Below are 22,768 nucleotides of genomic sequence, written 5' to 3' on the forward strand. Positions count from 1 at the left end.
GTGAAAAAGCGCAAGATCCTGCTGATCGGTCTCGGCGCCGTCGTCCTGGCGGGCGCGGCGACCTATGCGACCGCGCCACTCTACTGGAACCGCTATTTCCGCGCCCTGACCGTCAATCCGCTGGAGCCGCCGATCGACTGGTACAAGCCGGTCGCCGTCGTGAAGGGCGCGCCCGCCGCGGCACTGCCGACGACGACGCCGGAAGCGGCCGGGATCGATCCGGCCGCCCTGGAGGCCGCCTCGGACTACGCGGGCGAGCGCAAGTCCGACGCCCTGATCGTCGTCAAGGACGGCGCCATCGTCTACGAGCGCTACTGGAACGGCGTGGGCCCCAACACCGTGATGAAGGCCCACTCCTTCACCAAGACCATGACCGGCATGCTCATCGGCGCGGCCATCGCCGACGGCAAGATCAAGTCGGTCGACCAGCCGGCCGCCGACTTCATCACCGAGTGGAAGAACGACGAGCGCTCGAAGATCACCATTCGCGACCTCTTGCAGATGTCGTCGGGGCTGGAGCCGCCGGACTATTCCTACGCGCCGTGGTCCAGCACCATTCGCACCTTCCTGTCGCCGGACCTGGCCAAGGACAACCTGGCCCTGAAGGCCGTCCATCCGCCGGGCACGGTGTTTGGCCACCACAACCCCGACCCGGTGGCGCTGAGCGTCATCGTCGAGCGGGCCACCGGCAAGACCTTCGCCGACTACATGTCGGAAAAGCTGTTCCAGCCGCTGGGCATGCATGACGGCTCGCTGTGGCTGGCCAAGGAAGGCGGCCTGTCGCATGGCGACTGCTGCATGATCTCGCAGGTCCAGGACTGGATGCGCATCGGCATCATGCTGGCCAACGGCGGGTCGTTCGAGGGCAAGCAGGTGCTGCCCGCCGAGTACGTCGCGGCCATGAGCGCGCCGGGCAAGGCCAATCCGGGTTACGGCTTCCAGATTTGGCGCGGCCGCCCGTTCGCCAAGAACCGCATCTACTCGCCCGAGCGTCCCGACAAGGCCAGCGTCTCGGCCGAGCCGATCGCCGCCGAGGACGCCATCTTCCTGGACGGCTGGGGCAAGCGCCGCCTCTGGATCGTGCCCTCGCAGAAGCTGGTCGTCCTGCGCGACGGCGTCGACCTCGACGACTGGGACGACACCAAGATACCCAATCTCATTCTTCGCGGTCTGGCGGCCCCCGCCGCCCCGCAGCCGGAGAAGGCGCCATGATCAAGAACCAGTGGTACGTCGCCGAATACAGCGACCAGATTCCGAATGGCGGCCACAAGCGGGTGAAGATGCTGGGCCTGGAGTTCGTGGTGTTCCGCGACTCCAAGGGCAAGGTCAGCTGCCTGTCGGACGTCTGCATCCACCGCGGCGCCTCGCTGGGCAGCGGCATGGTCGTCGACGACGCCATCGAGTGCCCCTATCACGGCTGGCGCTTCAACGGCGGCGGCAAGTGCGTGAAGATCCCGTCGCAGGAGCCCGGCGTGAAGATCCCGCCGCGCGCCAAGGTCGACGCCTATCCGGTGCTGGAAAAGTACGGGATGATCTGGGTGTTCATGGGCGACCTGCCCGAGGCCGAGCGCCCGCCCCTGCCGCCCTTCCCCGAGTTCGAGGATCCGGCCTGGCGCTGCATCCGCGGCACCTACGAGTGGAAGGCCAACTACGCCCGCATAACCGAGAACGGCATCGACCCCTCGCACGCGGCGTTCGTACACCCGAGCTTCGGCGACAAGGAAGCGCCGCAGGTGCACGAGTTCACGCTCGAGCAGGACGAATGGTCGGCCTATGCCGAGCTGAAGTTCGTTCCGCCCGAGTACAAGGGCATGTGGAAGTTCTTCCGCAAGGCCAAGCGCAGCATGGTCACCGTCCGTAACGGCTTCCACGTCTCGGGCGCCCACGTGCGCATCCAGATCCGCCCGACGCCGACCTGGTCGACGGTGATCTTCGACGTCAACACGCCGATCGACGAGACCACCACGATCACCCGCTGGATCATGGCCCGCAACTTCCTGACCCAGAAGATCTGGGACGGCGACAGCCGCCGCCGCACCCTGCGCATCTTCGAGCAGGACCGCGTGATCATGGAGAAGGTCTGCCCCGAGCTGCTGCCCGTCTACCTGCACGAGGAAGTCAGCGTGAAGTCGGACGGCATCATGGTGGCTTGGCGCAACAAGCGCCGCGAGCTGATCGAGAAGGGCTGGGCGCTGGACGTCGACGCCATGGAGCGCGACGTGCAGGGCAAGCGGGCGATGGTGATCCCCTCGCCGGACCGCGCCGATCCGAAGGAGGCCAAGGATTTCCTGCTCAAGACCGTGCCGCTGGTCGACGGCGAGCGGGTGCGGGCCGAGGCCCTGAAACAGCGCCACGGCGGCTCCGCGCCGGCCGCGGCCGAATAGCGGGAGCGACGCGCATGAGACCGAGCATCCTCGTCCTCGTCGCCGCGCTGGCCGTCACGGGGGCTGCCCACGCAGCCTCCGTGGAGGTCAAGGTTTCGGGGCTCCAGAACACCAAGGGCCAGGTCGTGGTGTCTGCCTGCGACAAGGCCACGTTCCTGAAGACCTGCCCCTACAACGTGAAGGTCCCGGCCGCCTCGGGCGGGGTGAGCGCCAAGTTCGCCAGCCTGCCGGCCGGCCGCTGGTCGTTCCTGGCCTTCCACGACCAGGACGGCGACGGCGTGATGAAGAAGACCGCGCTTGGCCTGCCCGCCGACGGCGTGGGCCTGTCGCGCGATCCCAAGGCCCGCTTCGGCCCGCCGAAGTTCGAGGACTCGGCGGTCGACGTCGGCGCCGACGGCGCGAGCGTCGCGGTGGGGCTTAAGTACTAGGCGAAAGCCTGACGCAACAGGAACCTCCCCCTCTGGGGGAGGCGAAGCGATCGGTGGGGGGCGTGACTGCTGAACTTCCACCACAGCGGCAGCTGAAAACGTCCCCCCACCGGCCTTCGGCCGCCTCCCCCCACAGGGGGAGGTTCTTCTAAACCGGAAACCCTCCGGCCTTCGACACCATGCCCGGCAGGGCCGGCGCGCCCAGCACGCCCTTGAGCCAGCTCGCCGTATCGATCAGCGAAGGCAGGTCCAGCCCCGTCGCCACGCCCATCCGCGCGAACATGTAGGCCAGGTCCTCGGTCGGCACGTTGCCGGTCGCGGCCGGGGCGAAGGGGCAGCCGCCGATGCCGCCGATCGAGGCGTCGAGACTGGCCACGCCCGAGCGCCAGGCGGCGAAGGCGTTGGCCAGGCCCGTGTTGCGGGTGTTGTGGAAGTGGGCGCGCAGCACCGCGCCAGGCGCCACGGCGCGGACCGCGCCGAAGCGGGTCTCGACCGACAGCGGATCGCCCACGCCGATGGTGTCGGCCAGGGTGATCTCGGCGACCCCGTAGTCGGCCAGTTCGGCGGCGATGCGCGCCACGTGCTCCACCGCCACCTCGCCCTCGAACGGACAGCCGAAGGCCGCGGCGATGGTGACGCCCAGCTTCAGCCCGGCCTGGCGCGCGACCTGCGGCGCCTCGGAGATCTGCCGCAGGGTCTCGGTGATCGGGACGCCCTGGTTGCGGGCGTTGAAGGTCTCGCTGGCCACCACCACGAAATTGACCTCGTCGACGTCGGCGGCGATGGCGCGGTCCAGGCCCCGGCGGTTGAGAACCAGCCCGATCAGCGACACGCCCCCCGCCCGCAGGTCCTGCTGGCCGCGCAGGCGAGCCATCACCTCGTCGGCGTCGGCCATCTGCGGCACGGCGCGCGGATTGACGAAGCTGACCGCCTCGACCCGCCGGGCGCCGGCCTTGACCGCCTTCAGCACCAGGGCGGCCTTGTCGCCGGCCGAGACCATCGTCTTTTCGTTCTGCAGGCCGTCGCGGGGCGACACCTCGACGATCTCGATGCGGGTGGTCATGGCGCGAACTCCTGAGACGCCCGCGCGGCGGGCAGGCATGGCGCGCGAGGATGCGTGGCGGCGCCTCCAAAGCCAGCGCCCCGCCCCCGGCGCCCGACAGGCGGGGAGCGCGCGCGACCACGCGGCGAACATCGGTATGCGGCGCAAGCTCCGCCCCGATCACTGGAGGGGAGCCTGATCGATGCACACCAACAAAACCACCGCCCTGCTGGGCGTATCTCTGCTGGCCCTGAGCTGGACCACCGCCGCGTCCGCGCAGGAGACGCCCACCGCCGTCGACGAGGTGATGGTCACCGCGCGCCAGCGGGCCGAGAACCTGCGCGACGTGCCCGCCGCCGTCTCGGCGCTGAGCCAGTCGACGCTGGAGGCCGCCGGCGTCGCCCGCGCCGCCGACTTCGTCGCCCTGACGCCCGGCGTCAGCCTGGTGCAGGCCGCCGAACAGGGCGACGCCCAGGTCAATATCCGCGGCGTCAACGGCGCCCGCGACGCCCAGGCCTCGTTCGCCTTCGTCGTCGACGGCGTGCAGATGGCCAACCCGGCCGCCTTCAACCGCGAGTTCTCCGACCTGCGCCAGATCGAGGTGGTGAAGGGCCCGCAGGGCGCGGTCTACGGGCGCAACGCCGCCGCCGGCGCGATCATCGTCTCGACCGTCGAACCGGGCGAGACCTTCGAGGGCGCGGGCAAGATCAGCGTCGGCAACCGCGACAGCTTTTCCGGCGACATCCGCGTGGCCGGGCCGCTCAGCGAGCGGATCTCGGGCAGCCTCTCGGCTGATTTCCGCAAGACCGACGGCTTCTGGGGCAGCGATTTCGGCGGCGGCGCGGTCGACCGCTTCGAAGGCTACAATCTGAACGGCCGCCTCGTGGCGCGACTGGACGAGAAGACCAAGCTGGACCTCAAGGCCCGCTACGGCGAGGTGACCGCCGGCTCGATCGCCTACAACGCCGTCTTCGCCCTGCCCGCCTTCGCCTCGGTGCTGGCCACGCCCTCCTACTACGAGGACGTCAACGACCACCGCTTCGCCTTCCAGAACAACGTGCCGCACACCAACGAGCAGCAGGCGCTGGAGGTCTCGGCCAAGCTGGAGCGTGACTTGGGCTTCGCCACCCTGACGGCCTGGACCCTCTATTCCGACATCGACAACGACCTGGTCGCCGACGGGACCTCGGCCTCGTTCGGCTTCTTCAACGCCAGCGCCGCCTGCGCCGCCTCGATCGCCAACCTGACCGCCAAGGGGATCACCCTGCCCGCGCCGCAGTACCTGGCGCCGACGGCGGCGGGCTCGTTCTTCGGGCCCTACACGCCGACCGCCTGCGACGGCTACCAGTACCAGAAGCGCGACCAGAGCGACGTCTCGGGCGAGCTGCGGCTGACCTCGCGCTCGGACCAGCCGCTGCGCTGGATGGTCGGCGCCTACGCCCTGCGCATCGACCGCGAGGTGGGCGTGGCCACCGGCCTGGACGGCGGCGGCGAGGTTCCGCGCGCGCTCTACGTGCCCGCCGCCTCGGCCTATTCGACCGAGCAGCTCTATTGGGACGACTTCCGCAGCGACGTGGCCGCCGTGTTCGGCCAGCTGGCCTATGACATCACGCCCGGCCTCGAGGGCTCGCTGGCCCTGCGCTACGACCGGGAGGAGCGCAAGGTGCACAACCTCGTGCCGACGACCGCGCGCACCAAATACATCGACTTCAACGGCCCGCCATACACCGGCGGCGCGGCCCTGAACCCTGGCCTGGACACCACGATCAATCCCGGCGGCATCAAGGACCAGAAGAAGACCTACGACCAGGTCCAGCCCAAGATCGCCCTGCGCTGGAAAGCCAGCGACGACTGGACGCTGTATGGCGACTGGGGCGTCGGCTTCAAGTCGGGCGGCTTCAACAGCCAGGGCAGCGCCGCCACGGTGAACCTGTTCGTCAATCCGGTGCGCACGGCGGCCGGCTACAAGCCGGTGAGCATCCGCGACGACTTCGACAAGGAGGTCTCCAGCAGCTTCGAGATCGGGGCCAAGGGCCGGATGCTCGACGGCCGCCTGACCATCGACGCGGCCGCCTACCACACCGACGTCGACGACATGCAGTTCTTCGAGTTCTTCGTCGGCCCGTTCGGCCTGCTGCGGGTGGTGTCCAATATCGACGAGGTGCGCATCAAGGGCGCGGAGCTGGGCCTGCGCTACAGGGCAAGCTCGCGCCTGACGCTGGAGGCCTCGGGCGCCTATACCGACAGCGAGATCCGCAAGAACAGCGTGCGGCCCGACACCATCGGCAACGAGTCGCCCTACACGCCGCGCTACACCTGGAACCTGGCGGCCGACTACGTCCATCCGCTGCCCGACAACCTCGCCCTGCGCCTGCGGGCCGACGTGCGCGGCACGGGACCGACCTGGTTCCACGTCGTCCAGGACCAGGACGCGCCCACGGTCTTCGAGCTGAGCTACGGCGCGCTGGGCCGGGCCAACTACGCCAAGAGCCGCCGCGACGCCTACACCACGCTCGACCTGCGGGCCGGCCTGGAAGCGGATGCCTGGAGCGTCACCGCCTTCGGCAAGAACGTCACGGGCGAGAAGTACCTGACCGAGGTGATCCCCGCGCCGGAGTTCGGCGGCGCCTTCGCCTCGCCCGCCGCTGGCGCGACCTTCGGCGTCGAACTCGCCGTGAAGTTCTGACGACAGAACAGGCGGCGCCCGCACAGCGGTGAAACCCCTCCCCCGATCCGGCGCGCGCCGCCCGATCGGGGGAATGTCGCCCCATAGGCGTCGCGCCGTCGCACTTGGGGGGAGTCGCCCTGGGGGGAGTTGGCGCGCCAGCAATAGAGGCTGACGATGGCTTACCGATTGGGCGTGGACGTAGGCGGGACCTTCACCGACCTGCTGTTGCTGAACGAGGCGACGGGCGACTTCTGGCGGCACAAGACGCCGTCGACCCCGCATGACAGCTCGGTCGGCGTGATGACCGGCGTCAACGCGGTCTGCGAGAAGGCCGGGGTCAAGCCGTCGGACGTCGACGTCTTCCTTCACGGCACCACCGTGGCCACCAACGCCGTGCTCGAGGGCAAGGGTGCGCGCGTGGGCCTGGTGACCACCGAAGGCTACCATCAGGTGATGCAGATCGCCCGCTCGCTGGTGCCCGGCGGTCTCGCCGCCTGGATCATCTGGCCCAAGCCCGAACCGCTGGCCAAGCTGGAAGACACCGTCGAGATCAAGGGCCGCATCGACGCCGTGGGCAAGGAAATCCGCCCGCTGGACGAGGTCGACGTCCGCGCCCAGCTGACCAAGCTGAAAGGACAGGGCGTCGAGGCGGTGACCATCGCCCTGATGAACGCCTACCTGAACGGCTCGCACGAGCGCCGCGTCGCCGAACTGGCCGCCGAGATCCTGCCGGGCGTGCTGGTGTCACTGTCGCACGAGGTCCTGCCGGAGATGCAGGAATACGAGCGCACCCTGACCACCGTCGCCAACGCCTCGGTCCGCCCGGTCGTCTCCAAGTACGTCAAGAACCTGCGCGACAAGCTGCGCGGCCTGGACATGCAGGGCCGCATCGCCCTGCTGCGCTCGGACGGCGGCCTGATGTCGTCGGAGAAGTCCGAAGAGCACCCAGTCAGCCTGCTGATGAGCGGCCCCGCCGGCGGCGTCACCGGCGCCCTGTGGGTGGCCCGCAATTCGGGCCTGAAGAACATCCTGACCCTCGACGTCGGCGGCACCTCGACCGACGTGGCCCTGATCGAAAACGGCGAGCCGCGCCGCGTGCGCACCACCGACGTCGGCCACCTGACGGTCCGCGCATCGTCGCTGGACGTGAAGACGGTCGGCGCCGGCGGCGGCTCGATCGCCAAGGTGCCGGAACTGACCCGCGCCCTGCGCGTGGGCCCCGAGTCGGCCGGCGCCGCGCCGGGTCCGGCCGCCTACGGCAAGGGCGGCACGGCCCCCACCGTCACCGACGCCAACGTCGTGCTCGGCTACCTGCCCGAAGACCTGCTGGGCGGCGCCTTCAAGCTGGATCGCGAAGCGGCCCGCACGGCGGTCCAGACCATCGCCGACGCCCTGGGCATCGACCTGTATGAAGCCGCTCGCGGCATCATCGACATCGTCAACGAGAACATGTTCGGCGCGCTGCGCATGATCTCGGTGCAGCAGGGCTACGACCCGCGCGACTTCGCCCTGATGGGCTTTGGCGGCGCCGGTCCGCTGCACGTCAACGCCGTGGCCAAGCTGATGGGTTCGTGGCCGGCCGTGTCGCCGGTCTCGCCGGGCGTGCTGTGCGCCCTGGGCGATGCGACCACCCGCATGCGCACCGAGACGGCGCGCTCATATTCCAAGCGTCTGTCGGCCGCGACCGAGGCCGAGGTGCTCGGCCTGTTCGGCGAGATGGACGCCCAGATCCGCGACACCCTGAAGGCCGACGGCGTCACCGACGCCGAGATCGAGACCCGCTTCGAGATCGACGTCCGCTATCACGGCCAGGCCTTCGAAGTGCCGATGCACGTGACGCTGGACAGCCTGAAGGACGGCGGGCTGCAACGCCTGGCCGCAGCCTTCGATGACGAGCACCGCCGCCTCTTCACCTTCAACATGGACGCCGAGCACGAGCTGGTGAACCTGCGCGCCGTCGCCATGGGCAAGGTGCAGGAGATCCCCAGCCTCGAGATCGAGAAGGGCGACGGCGATCCGTCGCGCGCCAAGATCCGCGACCACGAGGTCTGGGCCGACGGCGGCATGAAGCCGGCCGCCATCTACGACCGTTCGAAGCTCCGCGCCGGCGACCGCGTCCCCGGTCCGGCGATCATCACCGAGATGGATTCGACCACCCTGGTGCTGCCCGACTGCGAGGCGCTCGTCGACGCCTACGGCGTCATCCTGATCAACCCTGCCAAGGAATCCTGAGCCATGCCCGCGCGCATCCTGGAAACCAATTCCACGCCCTTCGGCAAGGTCGCCGTCGATCCGGTGACGCTCGACATCATCGAGAACGCCCTTCGCAACGCCCGCGTCGAGATGGACGCCACCCTGTTCCGCACCGCGCTGTCGCCCGGCATTCGCGAACAGGGCGACGCCTTCCCGCTGATCGCCGACCGCGACGGCCGCATGGTGGTGGGCCAGTTCGGCTCGTTCATCGACGGCTTCCTCAAGGGCTATGACGGCGAGATCGAGGAAGGCGACATCATCCTCGTCAACGACCCCTATTCGGTCGAGGGCGCGATCAGCCACGCGTCCGACCAGCTGTGCATCGCCCCGATCTTCCGCGACGGGCGCCTGGTGGCCTGGTCGGCGATGTTCGGCCACATGACCGACGTCGGCGGCAAGGTGCCCGGCTCCCTGCCCACCGACGCGGCCTCGATCTTCGAGGAAGGCTTCCGCCTGCCGCCCGTAAAGCTGTACCGCAAGGGCGAGCTGCAGGCCGACATCGTCCGCATCGCCGCCCACCAGTCGCGCATGCCCGAATGGTTCAAGGCCGACCTGCACGCCATCGTCGCCTCGTGCCGCGTGGCTGGCCGCCGCGTGGTCGAGATCTGCGAGCGCTTCGGTGACGACGTCTTCGCCAGCGCCCTCGACGAGCTTCTGGCCCGCAACCACCGCGCCATGGCCCACCTGATCTCGACGGCGATCGGCGAGGCTCCGGTGTCGTTCGAGGACTACATCTGCGACGACGGCAAGGGCGCGGGGCCCTTCAAGATCAAGTGCACCATGTGGCGCGAGGGCGGCAAGGTCGTTCTCGACTTCGACGGCACCGATCCGCAGTCGGACAGCTCGATCAACTTCCTGCTGAACGAGAACATGTTCAAGATGTTCTTCGGTATCTACATGATCATGGTCTTCGACCCGCAGATCCTGTTCAACGACGGCTTCTACGACCTGGTCGACGTGCGGATCCCGGAAGGGAGCCTCTTGAAGCCGAAGTTCCCGGCCGCCCTGTCCTGCCGCACCCACGCTCTGGGCCGCATCTTCGACGTGCTGGGCGCGCTGCTCGGCCAGAAGACCCCGGAATTCCTGTGCGCCGCCGGCTTCTCGAGCTCGCCGCACCTGATGTTCTCGGGCTTCGACGGCAAGGGCGAGTGGTTCCAGCTGTTCCAGATCGGCTTCGGCGGCATTCCGGGCCGTCCGTTCGGCGACGGCGCCGACGGCCACTCGCTGTGGCCGGGCTTCACCAACGTGCCCAACGAGTTCCTGGAACGCTACTTCCCGATGGTCATCGAGCGCTACGAGAGCGTGGCCGACAGCGGCGGCGCCGGGCGCTTCCGGGGCGGCAACGGCATCCACATGACCTACAAGTTCACGGAAGCCGGAACGATCGCCATCCACGACGACCGCTGGTTCGTGCCGCCGTGGGGCGTCAACGGCGGCGCCCCCGGCGCCCGCTCGTGGAAACGCCTGGACAAGGCCAATGGCGAGAGCATCGCCCTGCCCTCCAAGTGCGACGGGATCCAGGTCGACAAGGGCGACCTGCTGCACTTCGTCACCTGGGGCGGCGGCGGCTGGGGCGACCCGCTGGAACGCGAGGTCGAACTGGTCGAGCTGGAAGTCTCGCGCGGCCTGGTCAGCGCCGATGGCGCCAAGCGCTTCGGCGTGGTGATCGACGCGGCCGGCAAGGCCGATGCAGCGGCCACCGAGGCCCTGCGCGCCAAGATCCGCGCCGAGCGCGGTCCGCTGGAAGTGTTCGATCGCGGTCCGTCGCTGGAGACCCTGCGCGCCAACTGCCTGGCCGAGACGGGCCTGCCCGCCCCGCGTCCGCCGGTCTGGCGCAACGCCCCGCTGGCCCTGGCGGCGGAGTAAGGCAAGCGTCATGACGGTTGAAAACACGGGTCCCCTGAAGGGCCTGCGCGTCGTGGAGATGGGCCAGCTGATCGCTGGTCCGTTCTGCGGCCAGCTGCTGGGCGACATGGGCGCCGACGTCATCAAGATCGAGCCGCCCGGCAAGGGCGACCCGATGCGCGACTGGGGCCGCGGCGACTATCCGCTGTGGTGGGAGATCGTGGCCCGCAACAAGCGCACGGTCTCGGCCAACCTGCGCGTGCCGGAAGGCCAGGCCCTGGCCCGCAAGCTGATCGCCACCGCGGACATTCTCATCGAGAACTTCCGGCCCGGCACATTGGAGGGCTGGGGCCTGTCGCCCGAGGTCCTGCACGCCGAGAACCCGGGCCTGATCATCGTTCGGGTGTCGGGCTATGGCCAGACCGGTCCCTATGCCGACCGCGCGGGCTTCGGCGGCATCGGCGAGGCCATGGGCGGCTGGCGCCACATCGTCGGCGATCCCGACCGCGCGCCCTCGCGCATGGGCATCTCGATCGGCGACGCCCTGGCGGCCACCTACGGGTGCCTGGGGGCCCTCGCCGCCCTGCGCCACCGCGACGCCACCGGGCAAGGCCAGGTGGTCGACAGCTCGCTCTACGAAGCGGTGCTGCAGGTCATGGAAAGCCTGGTCCCCGACTACAAGGTCATGGGCTACATCCGCGAGCGCTCGGGCTCGGTGCTGCCCGGCATCGCGCCCTCGAACGTCTATCACTGCAAGGACGGCGACTATCTGATCGCCGCCAACCAGGACACGGTGTTCGGCCGCCTCTGCAAGGCCATGGGCCAGCCCGAGCTGGCCCAGCACCCGGACTACGTCAACCACGTCAACCGCGGCCGCAACATGAAGGCTCTGGACGCCCTCATCGAGGCGTGGACCAAGACCCTGACGGTCGACGAGGTCGAGGCCAAGATGATCGAGGCCGGCGTGCCGGCCGGGAAGATCTATCGCGCGCCCGAGATGCTGGCCGACCCGCACTTCGCGGCCCGGGAGTCGATCGTCACGCTCGACCACCCGCGCTGGGGCGAACTGCCGATGCAGAACGTCATGCCCAAGCTCTCCAAGACCCCCGGCGTCGTCCGCGCCATCGCCTCTCAGGCGGTTGGCCAGGACAACGGCGCGGTGTGGGGCGAGCTGGGGATCAGCGAGAGCGAGCTGAAGGCCTTCGCCGAGCAGGGCGTGGTCTAGGACCACGCGAAAACCTCGTCCTTCGACAGGCTCAGGATGAGGTTTTCTACTGCAATCGCCGATGGATAGCGGCGCTAGGTATGGTCCTCATCCTGAGCCTGTCGAAGGACGAGGACCACGCACCGCCTTTGCGAGGATGCACGGAGTAGAAATGGCTGAAGACCTGGACGCGGACTACCACAAGGCCGGCTTCGGCGGTCGCCTGGCCTTCGGCAAGAGCCCGGCCCTGCTGATCATCGACGTGGTCGACGCCTATCTGCTGCCGGACTCGCCGCTCTATGCCGGCGTGGAAGACGCCCTGGCCAGCAACGCCAGGCTCCTGCAAGCCGCCCGCAAGGCCGGCATTCCGGTGATCCTGACCAACGTCGTCTACCAGGCCGGCGTCGGCGGCCGCGACGGCGGGGTGTTCTATCGCAAGGTGCCGGCCCTGAAGGCCTTCCAGGAAGGCTCGCCGCTGGGCGCCTTCCCCAAGGAGATCACCCCGATCGAGGGCGAGATCGTGCTGTCCAAGCAGTACGCCTCGGCCTTCTTCGGCACGCCCCTGGCCTCGACCCTGCGGGCCATGGGCGTCGACACCGTCATCATGGGCGGCTTCTCAACCAGCGGCTGCGTGCGGGCCAGCGCCCTGGACGCGCTCCAGCACGGCTTCATCCCGTTCGTGGTGCGCGAAGCCTCCGGCGACCGCGACGAACGGGTGCAGGAAGCCAATCTCTTCGACCTGCAGGCCAAGTACGCCGAGGTGGTTTCAGAGGACGAGGCGCTGAAGCTGATCGCCGGCGCCTAGCGCCCCCAGGCGGCGGCGAGGTGGTCGTAGCCCTCCTCGCCGCCGCAGGGTTCGACACCCCTGGCCGAGCGGTCGCCCCGGGCGAGGGCGTTGGCGCAGGCGGCGTTGAACGCCGCCTGTCCCGGCGAGACGTCGTAGCGCGGCACGAAGATCGTCGACACCCGTCCGGGCTTGCCGTTGAGCCCGGCGATGTAGGTGGTGATTGGCGTAGACCCCCGCTGGGCCGTGGCGCGCTGGCGCAGCAGCATGGCCTGGACGGGATCCTTGGCGACGCCGCCCTGGCCGTACTGATAGAGCAGCGAAAGCGCCATCTGGGCGTTGGCGTCGTTGCGATCGGCCCGCTGGCGCAGCGTCTCGGGCGAGGTGCTCAGCGCCGTGCGCAGGGGACCCAGGCTGGCGAAGCGCGCCTCCGGCGTGGTGGCGCAGCCCGCCAGCAGGGCGGCGCCGATCAAGCCCGCCAATCCAGCGATCCGTCCGGTCCGCGCCATTTCCGCCCCACCATCAACCCTTGAGGGAATGATTGCGCCGGATCGCCCACGGCGCAACTGTCGCGCTCAGTCGGCGGCCGGCTCCAGCCCGTAGGCGCGCATGAAGACGTCGACCGCCGCGTCGACCGCCGTGTCGATCATCTCCGGCGTCAGCTCGGGCAGCACGCCCTCGAGCAGGCGATAGAAGGCCCCGGACTCGCACAGCGCCTGGAAATGCATGGCCGCCTGCCAGGGGTCGACGCGCCGCATCTGCCCCTGCTCCATGAACCATTCGAACCGGGTGGTCATCCGCGTCCAGCCGCGCCGGGGGCCGTTCTCGAAGAACAGCTTGCCGAGGTTCGAGCGCGCGCCCTCGGCGATGATCATCCGCCGGAACGCCAGCACCTCCTCGCTCGACACGAACGCCAGGAAGACGCGCCCGAACCGGCTGAGCGCCGACCGCAGGTCCTCCTCGGTCTCGAAGGTCGAGAACACCGGATCGATGATCTGGGCGCCCTTCTCCAGCATGGTGGCGACGAAGAGGTCGTCCTTGGAGGCGAAGTAGCTGTAGAGCGTCTGCTTGGAGCCGCCGGCGCGCGCCGACACCTCGGCCATGCTCGCCCCCAGGAACCCGCGCTCCAGGAACACGGCCTTGGCCGCTTCCAGAATGCACTTGCGCTTCTCCTCGGTCTTGACGCGCACGCGCCCTCCTCCCGTCTCCGATAGGCCGATTAACCAGGCCCCGGCGTTTTCTGGACCAGACCGTACACTTTTCACTTGACGCCGTCACGTCAAGTTATATTTGGACCGTCCTGTACGGTTTGATATCGAGCAAATCCGATGGCAAACGCCCTCCCCCGGACTTCCCCCCTTAAACTGGCCCTCGCGGGCCTCCTGGCGACGACAGCCCTGGCGGGCTGCGCCGCCGTGCCCAAGCTGCCACCGGCCCAGGCGATCAAGGCGCCCGACGCCTACGCCTCGCAAGCGAGCCTGGCCGCGCCCGCCGCCGACTGGCCGGCCGACCGCTGGTGGAGCGCCTATGGCGACGCCCAGCTCGACGCCCTGGTCGACGAAGCCCTGGCCGGCTCGCCCGACCTGGCCGCCGCCGAGGCCCGCGTCCGCAAGGCAGAAGCCCTGGCCGGCCAGGCCCGCTCGGCCACCCTGCCCAGCCTCAGCGCCGGCGCGACCTACGCCTCGGTCAAGCAGAGCTACAACAACGGCGTCCCGGCCGCCTTCGTGCCCAAGGGCTACAACGACACCGGCCGCGCCACGCTCGACTTCTCCTGGGAGCTCGACTTCTTCGGCAAGAACCGCGCGGCCCTGGCCGCGGCGACGTCGCAGGCGCAGGCCTCCCGGGCCGACGCCGCCGAGGCGCGCCTCGTTCTGTCGACCAGCGTCGCGGCCGCCTATGCGGACCTGGCCCAGCTGTTCGCCGACCGCGACGCGGCCGCCGACGCGGTCAAGACCCGTGAGCAGACGGCCCAGCTGACCGCCGACCGCGCCGCCAACGGCCTGGAGAACCGCGGCTCGGCCGAGCAGTCGAAGGCCGGCCTGGCCTCGGCCCGCGCCCAGCTGGCCGCCGCCGACGAGGCCGTCGGCCTGACCCGCAACCGCATCGCCGCCCTCCTGGGCGCCGGTCCCGATCGCGGCCTTTCGATCGAGCGGCCGAAGGTCGGAACGCTGAAGGCCTTCGGCCTGCCGGCCAACCTGTCGGCCGACCTGATCGGCCGCCGCCCCGACGTGGTCGCCGCCCGCCTGCGCGCCGAGGCCGCCAGCCAGTCGATCAGGCAGGCCAAGGCCGAGTTCTATCCGAACGTCGACCTGTCGGCCTATTTCGGCCAGCAGTCGCTGGGCCTGGACCTGCTGACCAAGGGCGGCTCGCGCATCGGCTCGATCGGCCCGGCTGTGCGCCTGCCGATCTTCCAGGGCGGCGCGCTGCGGGCCAACTATCGCGGCGCCGCGGCCGACTACGACGCCGCCGTGGCCAGCTACAACGGGACCCTCGCCCAGGCCCTGAAGGACGTCGCCGACGCCGCGGTCAGCGCCCGCGCCCTCGACGCCCGCCTGGACGAGACCCGCAAGGCCGTCGCCGCCTCGTCGGCCGCCCACGACATCGCCCTGCAGCGCTATCGCGGGGGCCTGGCCACCTACCTGGAAGTCCTCTCCGCCGAGGACGCCCTGATCGCCAATCAGCGGACGCTCGCCGAGCTCGAGACCCGCGCCTTCACCCTCGACGTGGCGCTCGTGCGCGCCCTCGGCGGCGGCTACCGCGCCGCCTGACCCGTTTCCCGGAGCCCTCCCCCATGTACGATTCCGAAGCCTCCGCCGACGCCTCTTCCTCCCAGGAAGCCCAAGCCGCCGCCAAGGCCAAGGCCGCCGCCGGCGCCAAGCGCAAGAAGCTGTTCCTCGGCCTGGCCGCCGTCGTCCTGATCGCCGGCGCCGGCTATGGCGCCTACTACGCCCTCGTCGGCTCGCACCATGTCGAGACCGACAACGCCTATGTCGGCGCCGACGTCGCCCAGGTGACCCCGCTGGTCGGCGGCCCGGTGCGCAGCGTCGCGGTCCATGACACCCAGGTGGTCAAGGCCGGCGACGTGCTGGTCGTGCTCGACGACAGCGACGCCCGCATCGCCCTGGCCTCGGCTCAAGCCGACCTGGCCCGCGCCGAGCGCCGGGTGCGCGGCTATCTGGCCACCGACCAGAGCCTGTCGGCCCAGATCGCCGCCCGCGACGCCGACCAGGCCCGCGCCGCCGCCAGCCTGACCTCGGCCCAGGCCGACCTTGAGCGCGCCCGCATCGACCTGGATCGCCGCAAGGCCCTGGCCGCCACCGGCGCCGTCTCGGGCGACGAGCTGACCCGCGCCCAGAACGCCTTCGCCAACGCCCAGGCCGCCTTCGCCTCGGCCAAGGCCTCTCAAGCTCAAGCCCAGGCCAACCGCGCCGCCGCCGCCGGCTCGCTGGCCGCCAACGCCGTGCTGACCGACGGGACCACCGTAGACACCAACCCCGAAGTCGCCGCCGCCCGCGCCAAGTTCGAGCAGGCCCAGCTGGACCTGTCGCGCACCGTCATCCGCGCGCCGATCGACGGCGTCGTGGCCAAGCGCGCCGTCCAGATCGGCCAGCGGGTCGCCGCCGGCACGCCGGTCATGCAGGTGGTTCCGATCGCCGCGGCCTATGTCGACGCCAACTTCAAGGAAGGCCAGCTGCGCAAGGTCAAGATCGGCCAGCCGGTCGAGCTGACCGCCGACCTCTACGGAAACTCGGTGAAGTACCACGGCAAGGTCGCCGGCCTGTCGGGCGGCACCGGCGCGGCCTTTGCGCTGATCCCGGCCCAGAACGCCACCGGCAACTGGATCAAGGTCGTGCAGCGCCTGCCGGTGCGCGTCGCCATCGATCCGGCCGACCTTAAGGCCCATCCGCTGCGCGTCGGCCTTTCGATGAAGGCCACGATCAACACCCGCGACTGAACCCGAGCAGCAAGGAGGCCGTCATGGCCAGCGCTCAAGCCGTCCCCGCAAGGGCGGCGTCCGAACCCGCGCCGCTGAGCGGGCCGGCGATGATCTTCGCCGGCCTGATCCTGGCCGCCGCCAACTTCCTGGTGGTGCTCGACACCACCATCGCCAACGTCTCGGTGTCGAACATCGCCGGCGCCCTGGGCGTCTCGCCCAGCCAGGGCACGTGGGTGATCACCTCCTATGCCGTGGCCGAGGCCGTGGTCGTGCCGCTGACCGGCTGGCTCTCGGCCCGCTTCGGCGCGGTCAGGGTGTTCGTCTTCGGCATGATCGGGTTCGGGATCTTCTCGTTCCTGTGCGGCCTTGCGCCGTCTCTGGGCCTGCTGGTGCTGTTCCGCATCCTGCAGGGCGCCTGCGGCGGTCCGCTGATGCCGCTGTCCCAGACCCTCTTGCTACGCGTCTTCCCCAAGGAGAAGGCCGCGGCCGCCACGGGCCTGTGGGCCATGACCACCCTGATCGCCCCGATCCTCGGGCCGATCCTGGGCGGGGCGCTGTGCGACAGCGTCGGCTGGGCCTTCATCTTCTGGATCAACGTGCCGATCGCCATCGCCTGCGCCTGGTTCGCCTGGAACCTGCTGAAGGGCCACGAGACGCCTCTTGCCAAGGCGAAGGTCGACCTGGTGGGCCTTGGCCTGCTGGTCGTCTGGGTCGGCGCGCTGCAGATCATGCTGGATCTGGGCAAGGAGCACGACTGGTTCGCCTCGCCGATGATCATCGGCCTGGCCATCGTCGCGGCCGTGGGCTTCGCGGCCTTCCTGATCTGGGAGCTGACCGCGGAGAACCCGATCGTCGACCTGAGGGTTTTCCGGCACCGGGGCTACACCGCCGCCGTCATAACCCTCAGCGTGGCCTTCGGGGCGTTCTTCGGGATCAATGTGCTCAACCCGCTCTGGCTGCAGCAGAACATGGGCTACACGGCCACCTGGGCGGGCTACGTCTCGGCCCTGCTGGGCGTCACGGCCGTCATGGTCGCGCCGCTGGCGGCCGGCATGTCGGCCAAGTTCGACGCCCGCAAGCTGGTGTTCCTGGGCCTGATCTGGATGGCGGTGATGACCTTCTTCCGGGCCCAGGCCAACCAGCAGATGGGCTATTTCGACATCGCCCACTGGCTGCTGTTCCAGGGCTTCGGCATGCCGTTCTTCTTCGTCCCCGTGACCGCCCTGGCGCTCGCCAGCGTCAGGGTCGAGGAGACCGCCAGCGCCGCGGGCCTGATGAACTTCTGCCGCACGCTGTCGGGGGCGTTCGCGACCTCGGTGGTGACCACGGTCTGGGCCGACGGCGCCAGCCGCAACCACAACGAACTGTCGGGCGTGCTGAACGGCGCGCAGGGCACGATGGACCAGCTGAAAGGCTTAGGGATGAGCGCCGACCAGGCGCGCGGCACGCTGGACAACATGGTCCAGAGCCAGGGCGTGATGCTGGCCACCAACCAGGTGTTCATGGCCATGGCCGTGCTCTTCGTGGTGGCCGCGACGATCGTCTGGCTGGCCCCCAAGCCGACGCGCGTCGCCGATACGTCGGCGGTGCACTGACGCAGGTGGGGAGCGGCGAAGGCTGCTCCCCTCCTTATTGCCCCCTCTCTCTTAGAGAGAGGGAGGGGCCCATCGCGAAGCGGTGGGAGGGTGAGTGGTTACACCCTCAACCGGCGTGCCGGCACATCGCTCGCGACAGAACCAAGATCGTCCAAGGGCTTCGCCTACCCACTCACCCTCCCACGCCTACGGCGCGGGCCCCTCCCTCTCTCCATGGGAGAGGGGTTCGGTGTCAGCTTCCCCTTAGCGCGCCACCGCACCCTTCACCACCGTCGCAAACCGGTCGATCGGACAGTCGAAGCTCGCCTCGCTGCACCCCGGCACGAAGATCGGCGAGGCAGAAGGCGGCGCGGCCAGGGTCAGGGGCTTCTTCTCGCGGAGCTGCGACAGGCTTTGCACGGCGTAGCGCACGCGGATCACCCGCGCGCCGTCGGCCCGCTTCCAGCGTTCGAAGACGAGGTTGCCGCCCGGCGCGATCTGGTTCGGCTGATAGCCCGGCGCGACCCACTCCATGCCCAGCAGGCCGCCCAGCATGGCCAGGGTGCCGTCATGGCCGACGATCACCACCATCTTGGTGCCCGGACCGCCGATGGCGTCCTTGCCAGGCTTGGCCTCCAGCGTGGCCAGGATCTTCGAGGCCAGATGCCCCGCGCCCGTTCGCGCGACTTCATGCGAGCGCAGGCGCAGGTCGAACTCGGCCTGGTGCAGCGGGAAGACCCTGAGCAGCGCCGCCTCGTCGAGGCCCTTCCACCCCTCCCCCGCGAAGTCATGCCCGTCGGCCCAGGCCATCAGCATGCTTTCGGTGATCCCCGAGGCGAAGGCTTCGGGCCCCGAGATGCCGACCGTCTCGTCGGCGTCGTCAAGAAAGGCGGCCGGCTCGTCATAGACGCGGCGCTTGCCCGGCGCCTTCGGGCACGGGGCGGCGTCGCACTGCATCAGCAGCTCGTCGAGGTTGGCGATGGCGTCGGCATGACCGGCGCTCCAGGCGCCCAGATTGCCGCCCACCCGCCCGGCGACCGAGGCGCGGGCCAGGGCCAGGTCCGGCTTGGCCACGCCGGCCTTCACCGGCTCGAACAGCGGATCGGCCTTGCCCTCGCCCACCGTGTGGACGTCGATGGCGCAGCCGGGCGACAGCCCCTCGCCCATCGCCTTGGCCGTGGCGATCGTGCGCTGGGTGACGTTGGCCCAGTAGTAGACCTGCCCGCAATCGGCGCCGGCCAGCAGCCCCTGCCTGGCGTAGAGCTCGCGGTAATAGACGCCGAACAGGGTCGACAGCGTCCCGCCGTTGGCCGTCAGGTGGCCCGGCGGGACCGAGAAACGCGGCCACGGACGCGCGGTGGCCGTCTCCAGGCGCTCGGGGCTCGACATCGCCGCGCGCACGCCGTGCCGGCTGAGGATCACCACCTTCTCCAGGGTCTCGCCGGACGCCTGGGCGGCGGCGGGTGCGGCGGCCGGCGCGGCGATGAAGGCGGCCAGGGCGAAGGCTGAAAGGCGGGCAAGTAGACGCATCGAAACTCCCGAAAACGAAAAAGCGGCCCGCGCGGCGGAATCGCGCGGGCCAGTCGAGGGGATCGGATCACGGGGGGTCAAGCAGAGGCCCCCGCTGGAACAAGAGATCGCCGTCGCGGCCGCCCAGCTGTGCAGACGGCCGCGACGATGCTCCGCAAACGGAGCGATCTGGGCGTTAGAACTTGGCCCGCAGGCCGAAGCTGACGGTGCGGCCGTAGTGGGTGTAGCCGCCGAACCAGCCGCCCTTCACGAACTGCCACTGGGCGGCGTCGGTCAGGTTCTGGCCTTCGAGGGCCGCGGTGATGTTGTCGGTGATCTTGTAGCTGACGCTGGCGTCCAGCGAGCCGAAGGCCTTGTCGTTAAGGGCCGACAGGCCGGCGCCGCCGACGTCCTGCAGCACGTCGTCCACCCAGCTGTAGGCGGCGCGGGCGGCGAAGCGGTCCTTCTCGTAGAAGCCGGTGATGTTGAAGCTGTTCTTGGCCACGTTGACCATCGCGTCCGTCAGGGTCGGCGAGTAGGTCGCTTCGGTGTCGGTGTAGGTGTAGTTGGCCAGGAAGCCGAGGCCGTCGAACGGCGCCGGCAGGTTCTTGAACAGGTGCTGGTAGGCCAGCTCCACGCCCTTGATGCTGGCCTGCCCGCCATTGGTCGGCGAGGTCAGCTGGTAGGTCTGGCCGTCGACCACGATGTTGGTCTTCTGGCTGTAAACGAAGGTGGTGATGTCCTTGTAGAAGGCGCCGGCCACCAGGGCGCTGCCCGGGGCGAAGTACCATTCCAGGGTGGCGTCGTACTGCCAGGCCTCGAACGGCTGCAGCTGCGGATTGCCGCCCACCGCCGTCAGCACCGTGCCCGACGAGTTCAGCGTCAGGCGCGGGGCGAGATCCGCCAGCGACGGACGGGTGATCACCTTGGCCGCCGCGAAGCGGGCCTGCAGGGTGTCGGTGATGTCCATGGCGAAGTTCAGCGTCGGCAGGACGTCGGTATAGGTCTTCTCGTAGCGGACCGGGATGGCGGCGCTGCCGGTGTCGGCGTGGCCGGCCGAGACCTGCTTGGTCTGGGCGACGCGGACGCCCAGCTGGCCCCGCAGCGGACGGCCGAACACTTCGGTGTCCATGTCGGTCAGGCCGTAGCCGGCCAGGATCTCTTCCGACACGAAGTAGGAGTTACGCTGGTCGGCGCGGGCGGTGCCCTTCTGGGTCTTGTCGGCCAGGGCCCAGAACTTCTCCGGATCGGGCATCACCCAGGTGCGCGGCAGGTTTCCGCCCACCTGGCCCAGGAAGTCGCCGGCCGGGAAGGCCTCGAAATAGCTGGCGTCGAAATACTTGTTGGCCAGGTTGGTGGTGAAGTTGATGTCGGCGCGATTGTAGCTGCGCTCACGCTCGCGGAACTTCACGCCGAAGGCCACGCGCGTGAACGGACCCCACTGCACCGGCCGCTCGGCGTCGGCCTGGATGGCCTTTTCCAGGTCCAGCGAGTCGTTGGTGCGCCACTCGATGCGGCGGAACGGCAGCAGCGACGGGTTCGACAGGTTCGCCGTGGCCAGGGTGACGCTGGGCAGCACGTCGTCGTCGACCTTGGTCATGTTGAAGGTCGTCTGGCCGATGGCGCCCAGCAGGCGGGTGCGGGTGATCGGCTTGGAGGTCTCGCTGTAGGCGCGGGCGTAGGCGGCGTCGCCCGAGAAGGTCCATTCGCCGATCCGCTGCTTGCCGTTGACGGCCAGCATCAGGTTGTCGTGGGCCAGGTCGCTGACCTCGCGGCCGATCTGGCTGGTCGAGGTGACCGTGCCGCCGACCAGCGTGCCGTCGCGCACCACCAGCGAGCCCGGCACCAGGGTCGAGGCCGTCTGGTCGACCGAATAGGTCAGCTCGTCATAGTGGTCGTCGAGGTGGGTGTAGCTGGCGTCGAAGGTGATCTCGGTGGCGTCGGTCGGACGGTACTGGGCCGAGAACACCAGGCCCTTGCGCTCGCGGTCCTCGCGCTCCAGCGTCGGGCGGATGGCGGTCGGATAGAGGTTGATCCCCTGGGCGGCCAGGCTCCTGCCCAGGGTGGTCGAGGGGTCGGCATAGCTCCAGCTGACGCCGGTGACGCGGTCCTGGCGCAGGGTGCGCTGGTCGTAGACGAGCGCCAGCAGCGCGCCGAAGCTCTTGTCTTCATTGACCCAGCTGAGCAGGCCCGACACGCGCGGATCGGTGGCGCCGGCCAACTCAGGATGGCTGGCGGTGGCCGAGGCGGCGATGGTGTTCTTGCCCAGGGTCAGGGGGCGAAAGGTCTTGATGTCGACCACGCCGCCGATAGCGCCTTCGTCCAGCGAGGCCAGCGGAGTCTTGCCGACCTCGACGCCGGCGACCAGCTCGGACGGCAGGGTGTCGAAGCGGAACTGGCGGCCGCTCTGGCCGCTGTCGCGCATGTTCTCGTTCACCGCGGCGCTGCGGCCGTTCAGGGTGACGATCTGGAAGTTGGGGCCCAGGCCCCGGACGCGGACGAACAGGCCCTCGCCCCGGTCGCGGGTGATGGCGACGCCCGGCACCCGCTGCAGGGCTTCGGCGATGTTGTTGGACGGGAACTTGCCGATGTCCTCGGCCGAGATGGCGTCGACGACGTTGGCGGCCTTGCGCTTGTCGGCGAGAGCCCGGGCCAGCGAATTGGCGAAGCCGCCGGTGACGACGATCTCCTCGACCGTGGCGCTATCGTCGGCGGCCGGCTCGGCGACGGCGACGGGCGCGGCGGCTTCGGCCCGACGGGCGGGGGCCGGGGCGGTCGAGATCTTCTGGGCGGCGGGGCGCAGCACGGCCGCGCCGCCGTTGCGCACATAGGTCAGGCCGGTGCCGCGCAGCAACTGGGCAAGACCCGTCTCGGCGTCGAGCTCGCCGCGCACGCCGGGGGTGCGCTTGCCGGCCAGCAGGGCCGGATCGGCCAGGACCTGCAGGCCCGTGGCGCGCGAGAAGGCCGGAAGAGCCGTGGCCAGGTCGCCGGCCGGAATGGCCAGGGCGGGCTTGGGCGCCGGAGCGGCCATCGCCGTCGTCGCCGACATCAGGACCGCGGCCGAGGCCGTGCTCCACAGGGTCCAGGTCTTGAAGGTCATCTTACTATCCCCGAATGCGCGGCGTCAGGCCGGCTTCGGC

16 protein-coding genes are annotated in these 22,768 nt (G+C 69.7%); 11 read left to right on the plus strand and 5 right to left on the minus strand.

All coding sequences use genetic code 11. The features are described 5' to 3' along the window. From DDF62_RS12010 to DDF62_RS12020, 3 genes are read left to right on the plus strand one after another with little or no spacing between them, the layout of a single operon-like run. Complete coding sequence (locus DDF62_RS12010; protein ID WP_116489329.1) at window positions 1-1,212, plus strand: serine hydrolase domain-containing protein; 1,212 nt, start codon at window positions 1-3, stop codon at window positions 1,210-1,212. After that, window positions 1,209-2,384 (plus strand): aromatic ring-hydroxylating dioxygenase subunit alpha, encoded by a 1,176-nt coding sequence (locus DDF62_RS12015; RefSeq protein ID WP_116489330.1) that lies wholly within the window; start codon window positions 1,209-1,211, stop codon window positions 2,382-2,384. The genes DDF62_RS12010 and DDF62_RS12015 overlap by 4 nt, the downstream gene beginning before the upstream one ends. A gap of 14 nt (window positions 2,385-2,398) precedes the next feature. Beyond that, window positions 2,399-2,812, plus strand: a complete 414-nt coding sequence (locus DDF62_RS12020) for a DUF2141 domain-containing protein (RefSeq protein WP_101719932.1) — start codon at window positions 2,399-2,401, stop codon at window positions 2,810-2,812. A 148-nt stretch (window positions 2,813-2,960) separates the two neighbouring features. On the opposite strand, the gene DDF62_RS12025 is transcribed toward DDF62_RS12020, so the two are convergent. After that, entirely contained in the window at window positions 2,961-3,875 is a 915-nt protein-coding gene (locus tag DDF62_RS12025; RefSeq protein ID WP_116489331.1) for a hydroxymethylglutaryl-CoA lyase, read from the minus strand. 181 nt (window positions 3,876-4,056) lie between these two features. Between DDF62_RS12025 and DDF62_RS12030 the strand changes: the two genes are divergently transcribed. The 5 genes from DDF62_RS12030 to DDF62_RS12050 all read left to right on the plus strand — a co-directional run bounded on the left by DDF62_RS12030 (window position 4,057) and on the right by DDF62_RS12050 (window position 12,629). Further along, on the plus strand, window positions 4,057-6,540 hold the full coding sequence (locus tag DDF62_RS12030; RefSeq protein ID WP_116489332.1) for a TonB-dependent receptor: 2,484 nt from the start codon (window positions 4,057-4,059) through the stop codon (window positions 6,538-6,540). A gap of 156 nt (window positions 6,541-6,696) precedes the next feature. Next, window positions 6,697-8,754: a hydantoinase/oxoprolinase family protein gene (locus DDF62_RS12035; protein ID WP_116489333.1), complete on the plus strand. Its 2,058-nt coding sequence runs from the start codon at window positions 6,697-6,699 to the stop codon at window positions 8,752-8,754. 3 nt (window positions 8,755-8,757) lie between these two features. Next, the gene (locus DDF62_RS12040) at window positions 8,758-10,641 is read left to right on the plus strand and encodes a hydantoinase B/oxoprolinase family protein (protein WP_116489334.1); all 1,884 of its coding nucleotides are present in this window, start codon (window positions 8,758-8,760) and stop codon (window positions 10,639-10,641) included. Window positions 10,642-10,651: 10 nt separating this feature from the next. Next, complete coding sequence (locus DDF62_RS12045; protein WP_116489335.1) at window positions 10,652-11,845, plus strand: CaiB/BaiF CoA transferase family protein; 1,194 nt, start codon at window positions 10,652-10,654, stop codon at window positions 11,843-11,845. 151 nt (window positions 11,846-11,996) lie between these two features. Continuing rightward, window positions 11,997-12,629 (plus strand): isochorismatase family protein, encoded by a 633-nt coding sequence (locus DDF62_RS12050; protein ID WP_116489336.1) that lies wholly within the window; start codon window positions 11,997-11,999, stop codon window positions 12,627-12,629. Here the strand turns inward: DDF62_RS12050 and DDF62_RS12055 are convergent. Together DDF62_RS12055 and DDF62_RS12060 are read right to left on the minus strand one after the other, a co-directional pair. Next, entirely contained in the window at window positions 12,626-13,081 is a 456-nt protein-coding gene (locus DDF62_RS12055; RefSeq protein WP_165832238.1) for a hypothetical protein, read from the minus strand. The genes DDF62_RS12050 and DDF62_RS12055 overlap by 4 nt on opposite strands. Before the next feature lie 102 nt (window positions 13,082-13,183). Continuing rightward, the gene (locus DDF62_RS12060) at window positions 13,184-13,798 is read right to left on the minus strand and encodes a TetR/AcrR family transcriptional regulator (protein WP_116489338.1); all 615 of its coding nucleotides are present in this window, start codon (window positions 13,796-13,798) and stop codon (window positions 13,184-13,186) included. 138 nt (window positions 13,799-13,936) lie between these two features. On the opposite strand from DDF62_RS12060, the gene DDF62_RS12065 reads away from it, so the two are divergent. The 3 genes from DDF62_RS12065 to DDF62_RS12075 are packed head-to-tail and all read left to right on the plus strand — an operon-like array spanning window position 13,937 to window position 18,140. Further along, window positions 13,937-15,376 carry an efflux transporter outer membrane subunit gene (locus DDF62_RS12065; RefSeq protein WP_116489339.1) on the plus strand — a complete coding sequence of 480 codons (1,440 nt, stop codon included), beginning with the start codon at window positions 13,937-13,939 and terminating at the stop codon, window positions 15,374-15,376. Between the two features lie 23 nt (window positions 15,377-15,399). Next, complete coding sequence (locus DDF62_RS12070) at window positions 15,400-16,563, plus strand: HlyD family secretion protein (RefSeq protein WP_116489340.1); 1,164 nt, start codon at window positions 15,400-15,402, stop codon at window positions 16,561-16,563. Between the two features lie 23 nt (window positions 16,564-16,586). Next, on the plus strand, window positions 16,587-18,140 hold the full coding sequence (locus DDF62_RS12075; RefSeq protein WP_116489341.1) for a DHA2 family efflux MFS transporter permease subunit: 1,554 nt from the start codon (window positions 16,587-16,589) through the stop codon (window positions 18,138-18,140). Between the two features lie 243 nt (window positions 18,141-18,383). Here the strand turns inward: DDF62_RS12075 and DDF62_RS12080 are convergent, their stop codons facing one another. Together DDF62_RS12080 and DDF62_RS12085 are read right to left on the minus strand one after the other, a co-directional pair. Further along, on the minus strand, window positions 18,384-19,649 hold the full coding sequence (locus tag DDF62_RS12080) for a histidine-type phosphatase (protein WP_116489342.1): 1,266 nt from the start codon (window positions 19,647-19,649) through the stop codon (window positions 18,384-18,386). A gap of 175 nt (window positions 19,650-19,824) precedes the next feature. Continuing rightward, window positions 19,825-22,728: a TonB-dependent receptor gene (locus DDF62_RS12085; protein ID WP_116489343.1), complete on the minus strand. Its 2,904-nt coding sequence runs from the start codon at window positions 22,726-22,728 to the stop codon at window positions 19,825-19,827. Window positions 22,729-22,768: the final 40 nt, after the last annotated feature.

This window comes from Caulobacter radicis, assembly GCF_003094615.1.
Lineage (GTDB): Bacteria > Pseudomonadota > Alphaproteobacteria > Caulobacterales > Caulobacteraceae > Caulobacter > Caulobacter radicis.

Coding starts and splice junctions, on each gene's coding strand:
- DDF62_RS12015 (WP_116489330.1), top strand. CDS start 1,209: ATGATCAAGAACCAGTGGTACGTCGCCGAATACAGCGACCAGATTCCG.
- DDF62_RS12020 (WP_101719932.1), top strand. CDS start 2,399: ATGAGACCGAGCATCCTCGTCCTCGTCGCCGCGCTGGCCGTCACGGGG.
- DDF62_RS12025 (WP_116489331.1), bottom strand. CDS start 3,875: ATGACCACCCGCATCGAGATCGTCGAGGTGTCGCCCCGCGACGGCCTG.
- DDF62_RS12030 (WP_116489332.1), top strand. CDS start 4,057: ATGCACACCAACAAAACCACCGCCCTGCTGGGCGTATCTCTGCTGGCC.
- DDF62_RS12035 (WP_116489333.1), top strand. CDS start 6,697: ATGGCTTACCGATTGGGCGTGGACGTAGGCGGGACCTTCACCGACCTG.
- DDF62_RS12040 (WP_116489334.1), top strand. CDS start 8,758: ATGCCCGCGCGCATCCTGGAAACCAATTCCACGCCCTTCGGCAAGGTC.
- DDF62_RS12045 (WP_116489335.1), top strand. CDS start 10,652: ATGACGGTTGAAAACACGGGTCCCCTGAAGGGCCTGCGCGTCGTGGAG.
- DDF62_RS12050 (WP_116489336.1), top strand. CDS start 11,997: ATGGCTGAAGACCTGGACGCGGACTACCACAAGGCCGGCTTCGGCGGT.
- DDF62_RS12065 (WP_116489339.1), top strand. CDS start 13,937: ATGGCAAACGCCCTCCCCCGGACTTCCCCCCTTAAACTGGCCCTCGCG.
- DDF62_RS12070 (WP_116489340.1), top strand. CDS start 15,400: ATGTACGATTCCGAAGCCTCCGCCGACGCCTCTTCCTCCCAGGAAGCC.
- DDF62_RS12075 (WP_116489341.1), top strand. CDS start 16,587: ATGGCCAGCGCTCAAGCCGTCCCCGCAAGGGCGGCGTCCGAACCCGCG.
- DDF62_RS12080 (WP_116489342.1), bottom strand. CDS start 19,649: ATGCGTCTACTTGCCCGCCTTTCAGCCTTCGCCCTGGCCGCCTTCATC.
- DDF62_RS12085 (WP_116489343.1), bottom strand. CDS start 22,728: ATGACCTTCAAGACCTGGACCCTGTGGAGCACGGCCTCGGCCGCGGTC.